Here is a 21157-nt window from a genome sequence, read left to right as displayed (position 1 = left end):
AATGATTTCTAAATTTTTTATTGAGCGGCCTATTTTGGCAAACGTTATAGCGCTCCTTATAGTACTGCTGGGATTGGTAGCAATTATTGCCCTGCCCGTATCCCAATATCCTGCTATTGTTCCACCCACCATTCAGGTGACTACTACTTATCCTGGTGCCGATGCGAAAACCCTCATCAAAACCGTTGCCTTGCCTATCGAGCAGCAAGTCAATGGCGTGGAAAACATGCTGTACATGCAATCCACCAGTACGGATAACGGGACTTATACCCTCATCGTTACTTTTGCAATTGGCACCGATCTCAATTTTGCACAAGTACTGGTCCAGAACCGGGTGCAAGCTGCTATGGCGCAGTTGCCAGACTCAGTACAAAAACAGGGGGTTTTGGTCCAGCAAAAATCTACTGCCATTCTGCAATTTATTACCCTCACCTCCAAAAATAATGAATATGATGGATTATTTCTTGATAATTACGCCGCGATTAATATGCAAGATGAATTGGCGCGCTTACCTGGTGTAGGGAATGTACTCATCTTTGGAACCGGTACCTATGCGATGCGTGTTTGGCTCGATCCTAAGAAAATGTTGGCCTACTCACTTAATCCCAGCGATGTCCTGCAGGCGATAAGCCATCAAAACCAGGAGGTTTCTTCCGGCCAGGTTGCAGCTCCACCGGCAGCAGGCAAACAACCTTATCAATTTACAGTGAATGTACCAGGACAACTTGCTGATGTTAGCCAATTCGAAAACATCATTGTCAAAACAGTCACCCAACAGCCCAATCAAAGTGCTAATGCAAGCAGTAGCGCGCAAATTGTCCGCATAAGGGATGTGGGACGTGTGGAATTGGGTTCGAGCAATTACAATCAGCTTGCCAAGTTGAATAATAAACCGACGGCTGCTATCGGTATATTTCAACTTCCGGGGGCCAATGCACTTGAAGTTGCCACCGAGGTGCGTAAAGCGGTGGCAAAAATGGCAGAAAAATTTCCCCCTGGGATGGAGTATTCAATTCCTTTTGACACTACGGTGTTTGTTAAAGCGTCAGTGGACGAGGTATATAAAACCCTGTTTGAAGCAGGTATTTTGGTTTTGATAGTTATTTTATTGTTCTTACAAAATTATCGCGCCACCCTCGTGCCCACAACCACGGTGCCAGTAACAATTATAGGTGCATTCTTCGCAATGCTCGTTTTAAGTTACTCCATCAATTTACTTACTTTATTTGCTCTTGTTTTGGCAATTGGGATTGTGGTGGATGATGCGATTGTAATTGTTGAAGGCGTCACTCAACATATTGAACGCGGCACCTCACCAAAACAGTCGGCAATTGATGCCATGGGCGAATTAATAGGTCCTATTCTCGGAATTACCCTTGTCCTGATGGCTGTATTTGTCCCTGCGGGTTTCATGCCCGGGTTAACCGGAGCAATGTATGCCCAGTTTGCGCTGGTTATTGCGGCAACCGCATTTATCAGTGCCATCAATGCCATGACATTGAAACCGACTCAATGCGCTTTGTGGCTTCAACCCATTGACCCCCAGAAAAAGAAAAATATCCTATTTCGCACATTTGATAGATATTATTATCCCATAGAAAACAGATATATAGGATTCATAGACAGGCTAGTCCATAAAAATAAAACCGTATGTCTCATAGGGCTTTTACTCGTACTCTTGGCCATTTTAGGCCTCAGTCGAATTCCTACCGGCTTTATTCCCATTGAAGATCAAGGCTATGCAATGTTGAGCGTCCAATTGCCTGATGGTTCCAGTTTGGGCCGCACCGAAGCACTTTTGCATGAATTAAGCGAGCAAGTATCCAAAATTGGCGGGATAGAAAATGTAATCACTATTGATGGGATCTCGGTTTTGGATAACAGTGCCAGCCTTGCAAATAGTGGCGTCTTGTATGTGATGTTTAAAGATTGGAGCGTACGCGGTAAAGATGAGGATTTGCTTTCATTATATAAAAAACTCAATGCGGTTGCAGGAAAAACTCTAGGGGCTAAAGTTTTGGTGATGATCCCTCCACCCATCCAGGGCCTTGGTACTTCGGGCGGTTTTCAAATGCAAGTGGAGTTGCAAGACGGATCCTTTGATTATCGTAAATTGCAAACCGCTACGGATCAAATGATCCGCTATGCAAGCCAACAACCTGAATTGCAACGCCTGATGACTTCATTTCGTGCCTCCGCCCCCCAGCTTTCAGCGCCCATTAACCGGGTTAAGGCAGAGGCCTTGGGAGTTTCAGTTGGCGATGCCTCGGAAACCTTACAAACCTATCTGGGTTCTTCCTATGTGAATCTATTTTCAAAATTTGGGCAGGTATTTCAGGTTTATGTGCAGGCCGATGCAGACTCACGCATGACCGTTGGCGATGTTCGTAATTTTTATGTCCGCAATAAGTCGGGTGAAATGGTGCCCCTGGGGACGCTCACTGACATGACGCCTACCGTAGGGCCGCCCATTATTTCTTTATACAACTTATATCCTTCGGCAAATATTTATGGAATGGCCGCCCAAGGTTATAGTTCCGGGCAAGCGATGGCGGCTATGGAGCGCGTTGCAAAACAAGTTTTGCCTGCAGGAATATCTTTTGAGTGGACCAGTACTGCTTATCAGGAAAAAATTGCAGGAAATCTCAGCTATTATATTTTTATGCTGTCTCTTATTTTGATATACCTGATATTAGCGGGGCAATATGAGAACTGGATAGCCCCTGTGTCCATTCTGTTAAGTGTGCCTTTAGCCTTGATTGGCACGGTTCTGGCTTTATCGGCTTTGGGGCTTGCTAATAATATGTACACGCAAATCGGGGTGCTGCTGCTTATTGCCTTGGCCGCTAAAAATGCGATTTTGATTGTGGAAGTGGCACGCGAACAACACGAATTACATGGTAAATCCATAATGGAAGCGGCAGTAATTGGGGCAAAAACCCGTTTCCGACCTATTTTGATGACTTCTTTTGCCTTTATTCTCGGGGTCATGCCTTTAGTATTCGCAACGGGGGCAGGTGCCAATGCCCGACGCTCGATAGGTATTGCTGTGTGTAGCGGCATGTTGGCATCCACCTGCCTGGCAGTAGTTTTTGTCCCTGCCTTTTTTGTAATGCTGCAAACCTGGCATGAGAACAGAAAGGCTAAAAGGAATGCCCACGCCACAAATCTGAAAGAAGTTAATCTTTAAGCCTGCTTACCAATGCCAATGGAGCTCGGTGTGAATCCCGGCTCCCAATTGAATTAATTATAATCAACTATAACCGACCTTTCCCCACTATTTATTTTTAAAATACCACCCCATAAGGTTTCCATAATCTTTAATGTGCTAAAATTAAACTAAGATAGTCCAAGTTGAGATTAATTATGCTTACTGAAGAACAAATTAAGGCTCGCAAAGCTTATATAAACTTGCTTATTGAAAAAGCAAAAGAAAAAGCTTTGGTCAGTCCCGATAATTTACTCATTGATCCTCAAGGCCGCATATTAATTGATGTTGCACTGCCAGAGGATGCTCTGGAGCAATTTAAAGCTGGTTTTGTTGGTGATATCAAACCTTCAAAAGTAACTACAGTTAGTCTTGATGTGACAAAAGATCCGGATCTCCAAGCGCTTAAAGATGCTTACATGGAAAAGTATGGACTAGACGATACTGCTTTACAGCAGTTATCCACTGTACAAAGCAGTATTATTCCTCTCCAACAAGAATATCATTTTCATTTAGCACTTGCTGCACGTACTTATGGAAAAGTCTTTGAAAAACAAACTGGGGACAAACTAAAAAAGAAGCTGGAAAAGGAAGCAGGAATCAGTGAACTTGAGAGTCAACTTAAAAAAGCAATTGACACGAAAATAGATGCTGGCACGTATAACCGCGAAGAATTCAAAGAGGAATTCAAAGATTTGCTCGAGCAAATCAAAACAGTCAAAAGAGAAATTAATAAAAAATTTACTCCGCAATTTAAAGCAGAGCAAAAAATAATCCAAATGCAAATGGCTGAAGCACATCAAAAAGCAATGGAGCGTGTGCAGGTTTTAGTTGAAGGCGCATTTAAAAAAGCTCTCGCAAAAGCCAGCAAAGGTAATACGCTTGATGAAGCGAAGCTTATTAAAGAATTAGATAAAGCACGTAAAGGAATTTCTGCAGAAGCACATGGTATTTTAATGGAAGAAGTAGTAAGGGCCACTGGTAAACGTCTCTCCAGAAAAGACCTGAAACAAGCTGATGTCTTACATCTTGCTGAATCAACTACTGCTACTCCTAATGATCTTTTGCACACAGATGGCTCTTCAAAGCTCGCTACCTGGATTTCTGGTTCCGAGAATACCGCGCATGAACGAGGAGTCGATACGCTTGCAGACAGGCAAATTGCAACTATAGCCCTGAAAGAGGGAGGTTATACTCCATCCCGGTTACAGATAAGAACTCCCTCTTTGGATGTGAAGAAAGATATTGAAAAGCCGGCCGCCATTAATGATGTCAGTGTTAAGCTGCTAACAATTGCAGCAAAGTATTCATTAGATAAGGTAGTCACAGATAAACCTGAGATAGGCAAAGCCTTTACTTATAATCTTCATACAGCGATTAATGATACACTGGGCGATATTAATGGTAACAAACAATCAGCAGGGGCTCGCATTATACTCAGCGGAGCCCACCTGTATAACAAAAGCCAATTAGATTCTGTTAATCCCAAACCCTTCTGTCTTGTACAAAACATTTCTATTAATGGGTTTGGAGATACTTTAGGGTATGGAGGAAACTCCCTAAGAACAGAAGCCACTTTGATGGCAGAAATGGCGATGTTATACAACCTTGTTGGCGAGGATGATATCCAAAGGAATATGGTTAAAGAGGTATTTGATAAATATAGGGAATTCCTGGGGGAGGCTAATGCCCATCCAACGGATGACCTTTTCTTTTCTGCATCCCCGCAAGGAAAAGAAGCTATTGCATTGATTCAAGATATTAAAAAAGGATGGGAAAGCCAGCAACTAGGAGCTGAGGCAGTAAATCCTGTAGAAAGTGCAAAAGCAGCATTAAAAAAAATGATGGCCAATAATTTGCACCATCAACATGAGTATTCCAAGCTCATACAAGCCTTATCAATTTTTGTCGAAGAAGCTTCTATCGCCGGATGTAAAAGTGGAAATGAGCGTGCACAAGCAATTAATGGTCGAGTAGCCATTTTTGATCATGAAGCAGGTAATCTTGAGGAAAGTGAAATTTTTGCAACGATGAATTTACTCGCTGTCTCTGAAGGAGAGACTGTCATCAACGAGACTGAAAAGTTAAAAAGACTAATGGATGAACAGTATGATAAAAGATTGCAATCAGGGGTGTCTCTGATTAGTGATGTGGATCAAGGGGCTTCCGCAAAAGTAAACGCCAGAAAAACATTGGATGGCGTGTCTTGGTATGCAGTTCCCTTTGTTGCAATTGTTAATTTCTTTTCTAATCAAAGTAGAAATATCGCCGAGGAGTCTTCGCTGCAAAACTTAAGCCAAGGTAAAGCTGGTAAAATGCAAGCACATAAAGGTTTAACCAAACAAATGGCCGATTCTTGGGAGCCCAAGAGTTTGGGTTCATACCTCGGAAAAGTGGGTATTTTTCTTAGTGTGATTACAGCGGGAGTAGGATTTTTTTTAGTGGGCCTCCCCGCCTATGCCGTTTATAAGAGTAAAACCAATGCGCAAATAGAACCTAAAATACAGGCAGCTATGAAAGATTATCAAAGTGCTCATCAAGAAGAAGTTAACCCTGTTACATGTAATGGAGGTCCTCAAACCTTAGTAGGAACCTTAAACGTGAGTGGACAATCAATAGGTAAAGGTGACGTATTTGGTTTTACTCCTCCTCCTCCTCCGAAGACAGATAGTCCTAGCCAAGGTGTTGAGCTCCTCGAAGAAATAACTAATGATACAACCCCCACATATCAGTAAACTATAGCCTGGGTGGAGTATAGCGACACCCAGGTGAGGTCCTCACTGGTTTTTCTGCAAATACTTAATTTTCCAAACTACAAAATAGCTTAATTTTTTCTTTTATTTCTGCAGACAGTTGCGCTAATGGCAAGGTATTCAATGCCGCGCTTTGATATAGACATCGTATTTGCGGATTGTCTATGGCATTGAAATGCAGAGCGAGCGTTTGAATATCCCCTCTTGCCAAGGGACCTGTGAGTGAATCAGCAATGTTTGCGTTTTGCATTAAATTATTCAAGTTCCCTTGCATTAAATTGACCATCATCTGTCGACTTTTTTGCGGAGATATTCCGGCTTTTAGAAATAATTCTTCACTGCAAGCTGCCAGGGTAATCAGATAATTTGAAGCCATGCAGGCGGCGGCATGATAGAGTACTTTAGACTCAGGCGCGATGGGGATGAGATTTGCATCCAACAGGGTGAAGGCATCCTTTAACCAGTTGCAAGCCTTGGCATCCCCCTCCAAAACACAATCGACTTGTGCAAACGCAAAAGCATCAAGATAATTGCTTTTAAACGCTTTTAGCGGATGAAAACTTGCAATGAAACAGCCGTGGTTTTTTAATGGCTCAAGAACCTGGGAATTAAGGACACCGCTGCAATGAAAAACAAAAGTTCCGGGTTTCAAAAAAGGATTATCCACCAGAGTTTCCACTATATTGCTAATGGCATCATCATTACAGCATATCCAATTTATTTCCGCTGCAGGTAACTCTTCTATGTTTTCGCTCGCTTGTCCAAAACCCAGATCCTGACACGCTTGTTGAGCACTTTCCATGCTGCGGTTACAAATGGAAACTGAGGAGATAATTTGTTTCTGCACCAAGGATAAAGCGATGTTTTTACCTACTCGACCTGCGCCTATGATATTGCATTTCATTTCGTTATTGCCTAAAAATAGCTCTAGATGTGGGTTATGCCTCCTTGCATCCGGGCAGCAGTTTTTATCCTGTTTGTCGCGGATTTAGCAATCCGAACTAGAGTATGTCCCTGGAGCACGCAAAAAATGTACTGCCTTCATCAATTCGGCTGATTGGGTAAATGTATTAAAAATATCATTTTTTGCAAAAATGCATCACCATTAGCTGAATTATTGGTTATAATACTCTCAATTTGTCATATTGAGAAATGAATTATGCCTTACTGGGTACAGGGAAATGCACAACAAATATTCCATGCATTTGGACAAGGCTGGGCTGTTGGAGCGCATAAAGATGACTCCCATATTATTGACAGGGATTTTCCAGCTACCCATTTTTTAGGTAACCTGCAACAAGCCACAAGACATTTTAAAATCTGGACCAGGGATGCTCAGGGAAAATATTATTTGCAAGGGAATATGAATGCTGGGAATTTGGCATTTTTGTTTGGCCCTCATCCGCTGCAAAAAGAAGGGGAAGATACAGAGGCTTGCCATGCGAATTTAATCCGCCTGAATTTTGCCTACATTAATGACGCAGGTGAGAATTGCGGGCTATTGGTAATGTATCGCAAGGATGATCCCACCCAATGGGTGATGGCTTTGGGCAAAAACGGGCATGTTGCACCACAGGAGCGATTACTTTACTGTTTATCAAGCTTTGATTTAAATCCTTTCATTAAAGCACCTGATTCAGAGGTGAAGGTTTCTCCAGTGGGCTCTTTGGAGCCACTAGTTGAACAGCTGGGAGCAGAACTGCCGAGCTTTTTATTACACAGCGCAGTTAATGGGGATAATGCAGTTACCCTGCGGTTTCAACGTATTGCCTTGTTGATGCGGAAACTGCAAATAAAGCAGGAAACAGTTATTCTTCCTGACCCAATTCCTTTTACCGAACTGGATTTGCGCGGGCTATTTGCAGACAACCCAGCTCTTGATTTGATTCTTCATTATAAAATTCATGAAGATCTTTCCTTGTCTACCCCTCTCCTCAAAGATCTATTAACCGAAAACAGTAGATTGCGTCAGGAGCTTCAGCAACTTCAATTGACTGATGATGAACGCATTAATAAGAGCCTAATAAAAATACTGCTTGTATTTCATGAGAATGGTTTTCTGGAGCAATACCGCAAAGTACTTACTGATCTTGAGTTGGTTAAAAAATTCAGTGCATACATGTGGGATAAGACTCAAATTAAACTAATCCCCTTTTTACTCGAACAAAAGTATTCTATAGAAGAAATTCGTCTTGTTTTATCTGAAGCTGCCTATTATCAGGCTTTAAATAAACTTGTTGATTTAGAGCCAGCCCTTGCTATAGAAGCAAAAGACTTTTTTAATGATCCTAAAAAATTGGAGGAGCTCAATCTTATTCATTCCTTCCCTGATGAAGACTGTAGGATGCTTTGTTTGATTTTTTGGGTTAAAGGATCTTTATCTGAAGATGGATATCAGCAGATCTATGCTGCAACAAAAAAATATCCCTTCATGGCTTCAAGTTTGGTTGCTCTGGATCAATCCAAAACCGTCGATATTGAAAAACTGGAGCGGCATGCATTAGATCCCCACCTCCATTTACAAGATTCCATTAGATATCATTTTGCGGCAGAACTTAAAGAGTTTGCTGCGGGAAATGCAAATTTACATAAACTAAATTCCGAGCAGTTAAATGCTGCGAACCAGGCACTGCTTCTTTTAAAACAATTGCCTGATGTAAGCCCGCAACAATATCGATTGGTGCTTGGGAAAGACAATAAAGGCGAAGCCTTGCGCTTGCTCTTGCCCCAATTGGCAAATATAGAAAATGAAGGGTATAGGAAGTCTTTAGTAGACGTTCTCTATGCTGGGGTAATTGGAATCCAGACCCAAGGTAACAAAGTACTTGCAATTAAGGATCGCAAGCTTTTGGCTTTAGCCGAAAATTTGCGCGAACGTTTTATTTGTGTCACGCTAATGCAGGATTTAAAAATCCATAAAAAATTGGTGGAATGGGTGGCACAAGAGAATGAAGAGGCCAAACGTTTCCGACAAATAATTTCTAGAGTTGAGGCCCAATGCAAAGTAATTTCCGAGCGTTTGGCAGGTTCCAAGTCGTATCAGAATATGAAGAGTGCTTGGGAAAAAGCACAAGTAGACTACAGGAAAAAAGTGTATAAAATTGCTTTTGACGGACTCATGCATCCGAATGTCTCTATCCGGGAAAAATTGCAATCCGTCGAAAAAAATATCCTTGATATTGTAGATCCTCAAGTGGAGCCGGGAATCTATAAGTTTGTAATGGATGTTTTAATAGTACTTACCAACCTCATTATTACTCTTTGTACTGGTTTTACCGCGAATGCAGTGAAATATAAACTGACTGGAAACCTCTGGTTTTTCAATCAAACGTCATCAGGTGAAGAAATACGGGCACTGCACAAAGAAGTGATAAAGCTTGTAGAACCTGAAAAAACAGATGAAAATGATATGGAGCAACTCATATCATGTGGTCAAATGTGTTAAATCCAATGCAGTCAATAAAGGCTGCAGCCTAAGCCCGGGAAACTAATCTCCCTCCCGGGTCTGGGCATTTCTGCCGGCATCCCCCTTTTCCCCGCAATTTGTGCCAAAGAGTTCCTTAAGTAATTGCGATAGAAAGATTTTTTCTGTTTAGTTTCCTTGTTATCTGTTTGAAAATTATTCTTGAACTTATTGAATATTTCTGCCTAATATGAACTATTCTAAAAGGACGACTGTGATTTAATGGATTAAAATATGGGAATTCCAAAAAAGGGCCTGAGGCATAGTCAACTCATTTATTCAACAAAAACTGCTATTTCAGATAGCTCCCACCAAACATTTCCTGTTACTTTTGAAGAGGATGGGGTTATCAAGAAGGCTTTCTTCAAAAAATTAGAACCCAATCGTCATTATCCTGAACTGCTAGCCAAAATAAGCGTGGCAACTTCATCGTTCAAGAGATTGTTTCAAGGAAAAAGATCTGCTGAGGAGCGATTGGTATTTGAGGAATACGGCATTGAATTATTGTCCGAGAGCAATGAAACAATAAAAGAGAACACCCTTTATATCAAATTAGAGAAAGAGACACTCAAATATATAGTTAAAACCCCAGAGGGGCTGACAAAGATAGATTCGATTGAGGTAAAGGAAATACCAGAACTTAATCTCTCACAACCTTTAATGGAACAGCTTCCCACTCTAAAAAGTCATATCCTGGAGATCACTTCAAAAAGAGGCCATACCGAAGACAAACTAATCGGAACGCTGTCAATTGGTATTGAGGATTTTAAACCGTTCCATTTTGCCAGCGAGCGTATTCCTGTTAACAGTACGTTAAAGGAACAAGTTGCACCCAGTGTCAAAACGCTTATCGAGCATGACATCATGGAGCTTTTGTTTGGCAGATGGTTCCTTGATGACGATGATTCCCATCCGCATAATCTGAGTTTGGCTGGTGATATTGATTTTGATATGTTCTTTTATTGGTTCACCATCCATATGAAAGAACCCAGGGCCGTTATCGGAGTTCCGAAAACGCATGTCACTTTAACGGTTCGCGACTATGAATCGTTCCCTAATGTTCAAGAGTCCATGCCTTATCATTGGCCGCCTTACCAACATCCAGGGCAAGTGACCATTCCGGTAATTGTCCCTGGGGTTCAGGAACAAGCACTTAAAAAATTACCAAAAGCATATGCAGATCCTGTCGAATTTGCCCGTTTGGCCCAGAGTTCCCTTGCCCAAGAACAAAAAGTGGCAGCTGCTTTAAAAGCCTTATTAACTTACCAGCCAGAAGTGCAACGGAAACGGTTAACAGAACTTTTTGGCGATTTGCCTTTAAATTACACTTCGTTAGAGGAAACCAATCCTGAATTACGAAAAAAATACGAAGAGTTGTATCCTCAATTTTGTAATGAGGAAACAAACAAAAAACCATTTGTAGATTTTATAATGGATTTGTATCAGGAGCATTATGACAACTTATATAGGGTGGTGGTTTTCTATATGGGATGTTTGGACAATGGTTATGGGATACCGCTCGCAGCTACTTATTTATCACTTTATCAAAAGCCTTCTTTTTACCGGAAGATAGAAGAGTGGGTCAAAAAACAAAATGAAACAGTGTATGCCAAGGATGAGGCCATGCAATATGATCTTGGTGAGTTGCAAAAACGCTATCATCAGGTTTGGCGTGATGCGTTTACACCCATCATAAAAGAGTTACTTTACAGTTCCTACCGGTTAACCAATACCTTGCTTAAGGAAACAACCAATCCTCCACATGTACAAATTTCTGAGCTGGTGAGTAAAAAAGTTACGGATGATACGTTAACCAGCGCCTGGGAGTTATTTGGAAATTTGCCGGTGCTTTCCCCTGAAGCAATTGAGGCAAGGATTAGTGTTGATAAAGACAGTAAATTACGTGATGCAGTATTATCCCTGGTTTCTTTCATTAATGAATTCCAGGCATTAATTAAAGGTTATTATGAAAAAGAACGTAAGGATCTTACCGAAGAAGACAATCTGGAATTTTCTAATAAGCTCAGCTTATTGTATCAAACCCATAATTTAAAAGTACGGCAAGCTCTGGCAAATACGACAACTTATGCGGCTGAATTTAATAATATTGCTTCAAGTCTCAAGTTAATTGCAGAACAGGTCAATTTCCAGTTGCATCTGACTACTACCGACGAGCTCATGGAAAAAGCACTGCTTGCTGTGAAAAGGGATGTTTTGCCATTTACTCATGAAGATATAAAACAACAATATTACGATTCATTATTTGTTTGGGCTAAAACGATAAAGCCAGAAGATTTGGAACGTCATATCAACGAAATAATTGACAAAAAATATGCTCCTTTAATAACAAGCATATCCTTTCGTCAAAGAGCTGAGCCGATGAAAGAGTATTTAAGGAACAGCACTAATGAAAGAGGGGATAATCGCCTGGCTTATATTTTAAGTGCGGGCCGGCAAGATGGGGAATTAAATATGTTACTTATAAAGGGACTTACTCCCCTAATGCTGCAGACATTCCCTATACCCAGTATTGATAATGCGATGAGAGACAAGGAAAAAAGCTTTGAAAATGGTATCGCAGATTTTACTCGCGATGTAGTGTTCTTTGCCAAGAAAGATAAACGATTTAACCATCCTTACAGTGATGTGGGGATTTCCATGCTCTATAAGACTATGTATGAGTGGGTAGATAGCCTAACGGAGAGATCATTTAGAAGCTTGATTGAATCATCATTAAAAAAATACGAATCTCAATCATGGGGAAGTCTTTGGGGGGCCTCCAGGAGAGCGGAGGTCGAAGGGTATCTAAAAGGGAACTGTAATTCAAAAGCCCTGGCAATAATTTTTATGAACGGACTCGACACTTCAAGCTTAAACGAGTGTTTGTTTGTAAAAATAATAGAAACAATAAAAAAAGAAATTGGTAAATACCCAGGGATGTTACAAGAAGAAAAATACAAATTAATCGAGCAATTTAATTTGGAAGAACACAAAGTGTTTTATCTTGCAAATCTGAAATATCATCAGGAAACCATTGCTGCCTCGCATCGTCAACTGCAACTTACCGATGCCTGTACTTATTAAAATTGCAAGAGGGACTAACATCTATACTGCAAGTGAATGCACTGTGTTTGTGGCTACTTGCAGTATAGGTTATGATCTCTTTTTTAAATGTTGCAAGAGCGTTATATGTCTTTTGATTTAATAAAAACACTGCCCCAATATCTAATTCCCCAACATGGGCTAACTACCCTGGCAGGATGTTTGGCTGAAGTGAAACATGACAAGATAAAAAATTACATCATCCAACGATTTATCAATAAATACCAGGTCAATATGAGTGAGGCCCTGATTGAAGACCCTACGGCCTATGCTTGTTTTAATGATTTTTTTATTCGTTATTTAAAACCAGACTGCAGGCCTCTGGCGTCTGCGGATATTATTTCGCCAGTAGACGGGTGCGTTAGCGAAATAGGGGCTATTGAGCAAGGACAATTAATTCAGGCAAAAGGTCATAACTATTCGGTGGAAGATCTGTTAATGTGTAACACAGAGACGGCAGCGCAATTTGTTAACGGCCGCTTTGCTACCTTGTATTTATCCCCCAAAGACTACCATCGTGTGCATATGCCTATGGATGCCGAACTTATCTCCATGACTTATATGCCGGGTGCTTTATTTTCGGTCCAACCCTCAACTGTTCGCGTTGTCCCTCGGCTATTTGCGCGTAATGAACGTCTTGCTGTCTTTTTTTCTACCCAAGTTGGCCCTATGGTAATGGTGATGGTTGGCGCCACTATTGTAGGAGCGATAGGCACTCGTTGGCATGGAGACATCAAGCGTGGCAAGGCCCGCATGGTTTTTGAATACAACCAGCATGAGCGAAAGGTATTTGCCCAAGGGGATGAAATGGGGTACTTCAAATTAGGCTCGACAGTTGTTCTGTTGTTTGCAAACAGTACCCAAGTAAATTGGAGTCCTGCGTTAAAAGCAGGAAGCACAATACGTTTTGGCCAGGCACTCGGAGACATCTGCTAATACATTAGCGCCCAGCAGCGCTACTGTATTATGTGGTTAGCGCGTTTTCTTAACTTAATGCACAGGTTAACCCTAGGTTTTTGCTTAGAGCATTTGCATAAACCACTGAGGCGACACTGACATCCTGAATTGAAAGCCCTACGGATTTGAATACGGTAAGTTGGTTTTTGTAATCCGTGTCTTTATTTACTAACCAATTCCCTATCTCGATAATCTCTTCCTGTTTTAGTTGCTTTTGTTGCACCGCATTGATGATTTCACCTGCTTCGGCGAGGATTGCGGTTAATTGGTCGACGAGTACGACCGCCTGCTTGAGCACACTCTCACCAATTTCCTGCATTTGCGGAGTATGGGATCCAATGGCATTTATATGGGTATGAGGTTGTAAATCGTGTAAGTGAATTAAAGGTTCTGTGCTGCTTGTGGCAGTACAGATTATATCTGCATCTTTTACTGCCGAGGGAAGTTGATCAAAAACATTAATCGCATATTGATGGGAAAATTTGTCCGCAAATTGTTCCGCATTTTTTATATTTCTTGACCATATGGATACCTGCTTTATGTCGCGCACAGTGGCTACCGCTTGCAATTGAGTTTCTGCCTGTACACCAGAACCAATTATGGCAACATGATTCGCCTGTTCTGTCGCAAAATATTGGGTTGCCAATCCAGAAACCGCTCCGGTTCTTAATGCGGTGAGATAGCTTGCATCCATTAAGGCTTGCGGCTCGCCGGTGCATGCGTCAAGCAGCATGATAAAACCGGTAATCACCGGTTTGTTCCGGGTAATGTTTTTAGGAAAGATCGAAGCCACTTTCAAACCTAAAGCTTTTTCCTGGGACAGGTAGGCAGGCATGGTTAAAGTCAGTGCTTCTTCTTCATCAACAGTTATCCCTGTTCTTAAGGGTAGCTTTACTTGTTGTTTTGCTAATTGAATAAATGCATTCTCCATCGCGTGAATGGCTTGCTCCATGGTAATGCATTGTTTGACTTCATTCTGGGATAATATGCGAAGACTCATATTAATTTTAACCTCCAAATTCTTTAGTTAAAGCAGATATTAAAGCGGGGTATTTAAATTCAAATTGGTATTCGGAGAGTCGTTGGGGGACTACCGTTTGCCCTGACAATAATAACTCTTCACCCATCTGGCCGAATATTAATTTTACCATGCCGGCAGGCATCCACATAAATGCAGGCCTTTGTAATACCTTGGCCAAAGTTTGCGTAAATGTTTTTTGCGACACGCATTCTGGCGCTACTAGGTTCACTGGACCTGTAATCTCTGGATGAGACAGTAAGAACAGGATGGCATTACCCAGATCGGCGCTATCAATCCATGCTAAGGGCTGAGCCCCGCAACCCAACACAGTTCCCATCCCAAGCTTTGCAGGAAATTCCAGTTTTTTCAGCATGCCGTCACCGCGTTTTAAAACCACGCCAAAACGCATTAGAGTAACCGGCATCCCCATTTCAAAACCTCTTTGGGCTGTTTGTTCCCATTGAGAAACGAGATAGGATGAAAAACAAGAATCAGGGGGTGCAATGGGCGGCGTAGTTTCAGTGAAATTAATATTATTTTGTGACAGTGTTTTCTGTAAGCCATAAATGCTTACGGCGCTGGCATTATACAAGTGAGGTTTTTTATTTTCAGCTTTTAACCCCCAATGCACTAATTGGCTTGTGGTTTCAATGCGGCTTGCGAGTAACCTTTTTTTGGTTTTTTCATTCCACCGGTGATCTGCAATATTTTCACCGGCCAAATTAATAATGGCATCAAAATCATGGGGATCTAATGCATCAAGTTTGTCCCAGGTAATTGCATGTACTTTGTTTGCGAAAATCTGTTTAATTTTTTCTTCATTTCGTCCAATTAAATAAACCCTGTGTCCCAACTGCAGTAACTCAGGCACAAGAATTTGACCCACTAACCCTGTTCCACCGCCAACCATGATGTTCATGAGCATCTCCCTCGTTTGATTGGTCTTATCATACCTCAAACTTTAAGAAGGAATAAGCTAAGTCATTGCAGAAAGTGTGAGGATAACAGAGATTTTTCCATAAAAAAATGTCATCAGACAGCATGAAGAGCCATTTATTTAGGGAGATCCAGAATAAGAGGGTAATTTAAAAGCGCACCCTATTTTATAGGGCGTTTAAGAAAAATCGATGGTACCGAGAAGAGGACTCGAACCTCCACGGAGTTGCCCCCACTAGCACCTGAAGCTAGCGTGTCTACCAATTCCACCACCTCGGCATTGTGGCGCTAAGTTACTCATATTTTGCGGCTCTGTCAATGCTTTTTAAGATTAATATGAGCAAACAGTTGCAAACTAACTGGAATAAGTGATGCCCGCTTTTAAAATTCGCTCCCGGATTCCTTGCCAGCTTTCTGTTGCTGGAGGCAGTTCGATAACAATGGTTTGGACATCGGAAGTATCTGCTTTTCTTAGTTGATAGTATAAGTCAAAAGCTACTTGTTCCGGTTTGTTCCCTAATAGGTGGAAATGCTCTTCAAGGACCCCGGGAGGTTGCTTGCTGGCAATAGCATAGATTTTATCTGGATTATTACGGCAGAAATTAGAGAGCGCTTCATAGTCAGAAAAATAATATAATGTTTTTTGCGGTTGGTAATGGCTTTCCAGTTTTCCTGGAACGCGAAGAGTATTTTCCTGATGCAAGGATGGAGTGGTAATTACTTCGGCTATGGTTTTCTCATCAATAAGTCCATGACGTAAAATTTGATAATTCTTTGCATGAGTGGCGTCAAGAATGGTTGATTCAATCCCTACAGTGCAACGGCCTCCATCTAAAATTGTTAATTCTTGATCAGGGAAAGACTCACTGACATGCTGTGCGGTGGTGGGGCTGACCTTTCCAAATGGGTTTGCTGAAGGAGCAACCAGCGGGGTGCCTAATTTCATCAGCAGCTCCTGGGTCAGGGGATGGGCAGGACATCTAACCGCTACCGTAGTCTGACCACCTGTAATTAACGGATTGATTTGATCCACCTTGCAATGAAACACCAGAGTTAAAGGCCCTGGCCAAAATTTTTCAATGAGCTGTTGGGCATATTCCGGGATATCCTTAACCCATTGCGTCAGATCCCAATTTTTTGCAACATGCACTATCAAAGGATGGTTTAATGGCCTGTTTTTCATCGCAAAAACCGCCCTAATTGCCTTTTCATTATTTACAGGAGCGGCTAATCCATAGACAGTTTCTGTCGGTATGGCAACGGGTTTCCCTTCCTGGAGGTCATGGATAGCCCTATCGATGTGGGTCGTAATTAATGGCATATTGAGACAGTAGGTTAAAAAGTCTATTATTTTTACACAAATTGAAATAGAAATCAGCTGATTTTGCTTTTTCAATTTTCCTATTTATTATTAATAGTATACAAGCTATCAGGGATTCATTGTGTTTCTTGATTTTTTACAAAAAACCATAGATGTTTATTATTCCCTCATTCCCAGAGACAAACCTTCGTTGGAGAGGGTTAAAAACGCCCATATAATTGCTCACCGAGGAGCACATAATCATCCCCAAGGTATTATGGAAAATACTCTTGCGGCATTTAAAAGGGCAAAAGAATTGGGGTGTTGGGGGATAGAGCTTGATGTGCATGCAACTGCTGATAAAGTGCTTGTAGTCAATCATGACCCCACGTTAAACCGTCTTTGGAAATGTAATCGTGCAATTGCTGACTTGAAATTCAATGAGTTACGAACCCTCGTACCTGAAGTGCCAACGTTGAATGAAGTGGTTGACGCTTATGGGGACAACATGCATCTGTTGATTGAATTAAAAACACCTTTTCACGATGAGGAAGTTTTAGCCCATACCCTGGATGGATTAATTGCAGGTACACACTATCACTTGCTCACTCTAGACCCCGAGATTTTTTATTCCTTGACGCACTTTCCCAAAAGCTCCTTGTTGCTGGTAGCTGTCCATCATAATGTACGCCAATATTGTGGCATCACTTTAAAGGAAAATTATGGAGGGCTATTGGGTCATTATTTTTTGATAAATAGCCAAATAATTAAACGTCTCAAGAGAGCTGAAAAAATTATTGGAGTCGGCATGGTCGATTCAAAATCCAGCTTGTACCGCGAATTAAACCGGGGAATAAACTGGATATTTACCAACCGTGCCGAGGAGTTGACTTTTTATGTGCGCCAATTTGAGTAAAACTGCGTATTCCTTGTTGTTCTGTCCTGATATATTCCCTTTAGTTAGCTGTAGCAATAATTTATTGACCGCTTCATATAGATGTGTTCTGATAGAAATTAAGACAGATAGGTGTCGATATTTTGATTTATCTCGGTAAGTCATTTTTTTTTATGTGTAAAAGGGATTGGGTGTTATGGGGTGGGTGGATAGATTTTGGACGGCGGGAAATTGGTTATTAGATACAACAGTTCATGCTGTAGCCGATTCAATGAATGTGTGTGGTACTTTGGCATGTACGCTGGGTGGTACGGCGTATGCTGTTTCTAGCATGCTTGGTACGGAAGATGTGAGTGCATCTTATTATGGAGAAGTGAAAGCTGCAGGTAATTTTACTTTGGGTGTTAACCTTACGAACATTAATTATGCTTTTAATGAACAATACCCTTTGACCTACAATAATCATGTTAATAATGGAACTTCCTATAACCTCACAGATTATATTAATGCCGGGACAGTGCAAGCTGCCAGTATGATTTGCGTGGCTTCAGGAATTGCCTTAAAAACTATAGGCGCAAGTGTCAACAAGTGGCAGGAAAGTAGGGAAGAGCGGCGTTATTATGCTCGCACCCAGGGGATGCAAGTTGCAAACCCGCAATTGAAAGAATATTACTATGTTTGTGCCGAAGCTTTTTCTGGTGCTGTATCCATGGCGATGCTCAGTAATATGGTTGCCACCACTGCACTTTATTTTTCAGGAAAAAATATTCCCGATATCACTTATCCCCCCCGGGGTGAACATAAGGTGTATGGTGCCCATTATAATGGCCCAACCATATCCTTGCCTTTTGACATCAAGATTAATTTAGGGTCCAGTAATTTCACGGTCCCCATTTATTTTACGAATTTGAATGTTTTACTCAACAAATCGGTAGACGTTGTTGCCAAGGCCACTTATGGCGGAGGTTTTTTCTTTAAACGAAATCAAACACCACCGAATCCTCCTTTAGCGGTTACAGAGACCGTTTCAACAGCAGTGGGAGTAGGGGCTTATTTGCTGAGTAATTTTTTTGCGCGTAAAACAAAACAACTCCATGCTGAAAGAATACAAAATGCAGAAGCCGCTGTGTATACTTTGGTTAATTAAAAGAAAAACGGGTTGGGTAATAAAGGGCAATGCGGCCTGATTCGAGTGATTGGGCTTTCCTGCCCGATAAATACAGGCTCATTGCCAAACAGCGCTCTAGCGTTCAATAATTGCAGCAACACCCATGCCCCCGGCAGTACACACACTTATCAGAATACGTCCGTTGCCTTTTTGCGCAAGAATTTTGGCAGCTGCGCCCACCAAACGTCCGCCTGTTGCGGCGAACGGATGACCAAGAGCCAGACTGCCTCCTTTAATATTCATTTTTTGGACATCAATACTTCCCAGTGGCTTTTTGAGGTGTAAGGCTCTTTGGCAATATTCAGCAGATTCCCAGGCTTTTAAAGTACATAAAACCTGACCCGCAAAGGCTTCATGAATTTCATAATAATCAAAATCCTGCAGGCTGAGTTGATTTCTTGCCAGTAAACGGGCAATCGCAATGGTGGGCGCCATCAGCAAACCCGCTCCATGTACAAAATCGACTGCAGCCACCTCGCAATCGGTAAAATAGGCAAGCGGTTCCAGCTGATGTTTTTTCCCCCACTCAGGAGAGCCTAATAAAACAACAGAAGCCCCGTCAGTGAGCGGGGTTGAGTTTCCCGCGGTTAGACTGCCTTTGTCGGTTTTATCAAAAGCAGGCTTTAAAGAAGCCAATTTTTCCAAAGAAGAATCTTTGCGGGTAATGGTATCCCGACTCAAGGATGCAAACGGTATGATCAAATCGTCATAGAAGCCTTCATCATACGCTTTTGCGGCATTTTGATGCGAGCGATATGCCAATTCATCCTGATCCCTTCGGCTTATTTGCCATTCTTTAACCATCAATTCACAATGCTCCCCCATGGAAAGCCCTGTGCGTGGCTCACGGACCTCTGGTACTTGCGGTTTAAGCATACCCAAACGAAAATCTTTGAGCGCGGCAAGCTTTTCCCTAATTCCTTTTGCTTGCTGCAATTTTATCAAAAAATGAGTCAACTTCCTTTGGCCGAATAAAGGAATGTCGGAATTGGTGTCGGAGCCACCGCCTATTCCTGCAGTAATTTGTCCACTGGCAATCTTTAAGGCAATAAGATTGACTGCCTCCAAACCGGTGCCGCAAGCACGTTGAATGGTTAATCCGGGTGTTTCTGGAGACAAGGCACTACCCAAAACCGTTTCCCGGGATAAATTCCAGTCCAGAGGATGGTTCATAATTGCTCCAGCAATAAAATCCCCCAGCAATTCACCTTCTATTTTGGTTTTATGGATTAAATCAGCTAGTGCTGCTCCGAGCATGTCCTGATTGGATTTTCCTAAATAGTGGGTTTGTGATTTGACAAATGGAGTGCGCGAACTGCCAAGAATTGCCACCTTATTTGAGAAGCTCATTATAAAAATCCTTTTTTTGCCGCTTATGATATCTAAGAATAAACTAAAATATTTATCCGCGCATCAAGTGAATAGGAGTCTACTCCGCTGCAGGGATAAATTAGAGTCGCAGCTGCTTGCCAAGCAAATTATCCTCTTAAAGTAAAAATTTTATGGCAATGAGCCTGAATAAGCAGGGGATTGTGTCCGGCTTATGCTGATTTTCTCTTGGAAAAAATTAAACTATACTTTCCCATTTCCGGACTTAAAACAAGGAGGTCCTCATGTATACCTTATATTCTTTCGGAACACCCAATGGACTGAAACCGACAATCATGCTTGAAGAACTGTCCCTGCCCTATACGATTAAGACCATTGATATTTCTAAAGGGGAACAGTTTAATCCCGATTTTCTAAAAATTTCACCTAATAATAAAATTCCCGCATTGTATGATGCGCAGAATGATTTTTATTTGTTTGAAAGTGTCGCTATTTTGCAATATCTTGCAGAAAAGCATCAGCAATTTTTACCCGCATCATTAAAAGAGAAGTTTAATATTATCCAATGGTGCTATTTTCAAGCGGCGCACGTAGGACCTATGTTTGGTCAACTGGGACATTTTCATCGTGCTGAGGATAAAATTCCATACGCCTTAAAACGCTATGCCGATGAAAGTGAGCGCTTATTGGGGGTTATGGAAAAACAACTGAGCCAATTTTCCTATATTGGAGGAAAGGATTACACGATTGCGGACATGGCAATATGGCCCTGGGTTTACTGCTTTCAAATTTTTTACCAGCAAACTATTGAGAAACAGCGTTTTGGCCGTTTACTTGCGTGGTATCAGCGTATTGGCGAACGGACAGCAGTTAAAAGAGCTTTGGACGCATATAATTTGTCTTTGGACGGTAAAAAAGAATAAAACCGATGGTTTTCTTTTCAAAATGATGGTGCACCAGTGAAAAAACCCTCTCCAGGCGCGGAAAAACTTGTGGAGAGGGGGGGAGATATAACTTGGGGTATA

13 protein-coding genes and 1 tRNA gene are annotated in these 21157 nt (G+C 41.6%); 8 read left to right on the top strand and 6 right to left on the bottom strand.

What is annotated here, in order from left to right; all coding sequences use genetic code 11:
* Position 1 precedes the first annotated feature (1 nt).
* Entirely contained in the window at positions 2 to 3190 is a 3189-nt protein-coding gene (locus tag KYQ_RS16790) for an efflux RND transporter permease subunit (protein ID WP_010655280.1), read from the top strand.
* 176 nt (positions 3191 to 3366) lie between these two features.
* Positions 3367 to 5943: a hypothetical protein gene (locus KYQ_RS16785; RefSeq protein WP_010655279.1), complete on the top strand. Its 2577-nt coding sequence runs from the start codon at positions 3367 to 3369 to the stop codon at positions 5941 to 5943.
* A gap of 64 nt (positions 5944 to 6007) precedes the next feature.
* Here KYQ_RS16785 and KYQ_RS16780 read toward each other — a convergent pair whose 3' ends face one another.
* Positions 6008 to 6865, bottom strand: coding sequence for a Rossmann-like and DUF2520 domain-containing protein (locus tag KYQ_RS16780; protein WP_010655278.1), 858 nt, complete (start codon positions 6863 to 6865; stop codon positions 6008 to 6010).
* Positions 6866 to 7120: 255 nt separating this feature from the next.
* Between KYQ_RS16780 and KYQ_RS16775 the strand changes: the two genes are divergently transcribed.
* The 3 genes from KYQ_RS16775 to asd all read left to right on the top strand — a co-directional run bounded on the left by KYQ_RS16775 (position 7121) and on the right by asd (position 13462).
* Positions 7121 to 9406, top strand: a complete 2286-nt coding sequence (locus KYQ_RS16775; RefSeq protein ID WP_010655277.1) for a hypothetical protein — start codon at positions 7121 to 7123, stop codon at positions 9404 to 9406.
* A gap of 252 nt (positions 9407 to 9658) precedes the next feature.
* Positions 9659 to 12508 carry a hypothetical protein gene (locus KYQ_RS16770; protein WP_010655276.1) on the top strand — a complete coding sequence of 950 codons (2850 nt, stop codon included), beginning with the start codon at positions 9659 to 9661 and terminating at the stop codon, positions 12506 to 12508.
* 105 nt (positions 12509 to 12613) lie between these two features.
* Positions 12614 to 13462, top strand: a complete 849-nt coding sequence (gene asd, locus KYQ_RS16765; RefSeq protein WP_010655275.1) for an archaetidylserine decarboxylase — start codon at positions 12614 to 12616, stop codon at positions 13460 to 13462.
* 49 nt (positions 13463 to 13511) lie between these two features.
* On the opposite strand, the gene KYQ_RS16760 is transcribed toward asd, so the two are convergent.
* From KYQ_RS16760 to KYQ_RS16745, 4 genes are all read right to left on the bottom strand, one after another.
* The gene (locus KYQ_RS16760) at positions 13512 to 14483 is read right to left on the bottom strand and encodes an ornithine cyclodeaminase family protein (protein ID WP_010655274.1); all 972 of its coding nucleotides are present in this window, start codon (positions 14481 to 14483) and stop codon (positions 13512 to 13514) included.
* 7 nt (positions 14484 to 14490) lie between these two features.
* Positions 14491 to 15423 (bottom strand): TIGR01777 family oxidoreductase, encoded by a 933-nt coding sequence (locus tag KYQ_RS16755; protein WP_010655273.1) that lies wholly within the window; start codon positions 15421 to 15423, stop codon positions 14491 to 14493.
* 209 nt (positions 15424 to 15632) lie between these two features.
* A tRNA-Leu gene (locus KYQ_RS16750) sits at positions 15633 to 15719 on the bottom strand.
* Positions 15720 to 15795: 76 nt separating this feature from the next.
* The gene (locus tag KYQ_RS16745; RefSeq protein WP_010655272.1) at positions 15796 to 16761 is read right to left on the bottom strand and encodes an L-threonylcarbamoyladenylate synthase; all 966 of its coding nucleotides are present in this window, start codon (positions 16759 to 16761) and stop codon (positions 15796 to 15798) included.
* A gap of 121 nt (positions 16762 to 16882) precedes the next feature.
* Here KYQ_RS16745 and KYQ_RS16740 point away from each other — a divergent pair, with 121 nt between their 5' ends.
* Positions 16883 to 17656 carry a glycerophosphodiester phosphodiesterase gene (locus KYQ_RS16740; RefSeq protein WP_010655271.1) on the top strand — a complete coding sequence of 258 codons (774 nt, stop codon included), beginning with the start codon at positions 16883 to 16885 and terminating at the stop codon, positions 17654 to 17656.
* Positions 17657 to 17831: 175 nt separating this feature from the next.
* On the top strand, positions 17832 to 18782 hold the full coding sequence (locus tag KYQ_RS16735) for a hypothetical protein (protein ID WP_010655270.1): 951 nt from the start codon (positions 17832 to 17834) through the stop codon (positions 18780 to 18782).
* Positions 18783 to 18878: 96 nt separating this feature from the next.
* Here KYQ_RS16735 and KYQ_RS16730 read toward each other — a convergent pair whose 3' ends face one another.
* On the bottom strand, positions 18879 to 20153 hold the full coding sequence (locus KYQ_RS16730) for an acetyl-CoA C-acetyltransferase (RefSeq protein ID WP_010655269.1): 1275 nt from the start codon (positions 20151 to 20153) through the stop codon (positions 18879 to 18881).
* A 263-nt stretch (positions 20154 to 20416) separates the two neighbouring features.
* Between KYQ_RS16730 and KYQ_RS16725 the strand changes: the two genes are divergently transcribed.
* Complete coding sequence (locus KYQ_RS16725; RefSeq protein WP_010655268.1) at positions 20417 to 21055, top strand: glutathione S-transferase family protein; 639 nt, start codon at positions 20417 to 20419, stop codon at positions 21053 to 21055.
* The last annotated feature ends 102 nt before the right edge of the window (positions 21056 to 21157 follow it).

This window comes from Fluoribacter dumoffii NY 23, assembly GCF_000236165.1.
Taxonomy (GTDB): domain Bacteria; phylum Pseudomonadota; class Gammaproteobacteria; order Legionellales; family Legionellaceae; genus Legionella; species Legionella dumoffii.
The sequence above is the reverse complement of the archived record's forward strand: the minus strand, read 5'-3'. Positions and strand labels throughout refer to the sequence as shown.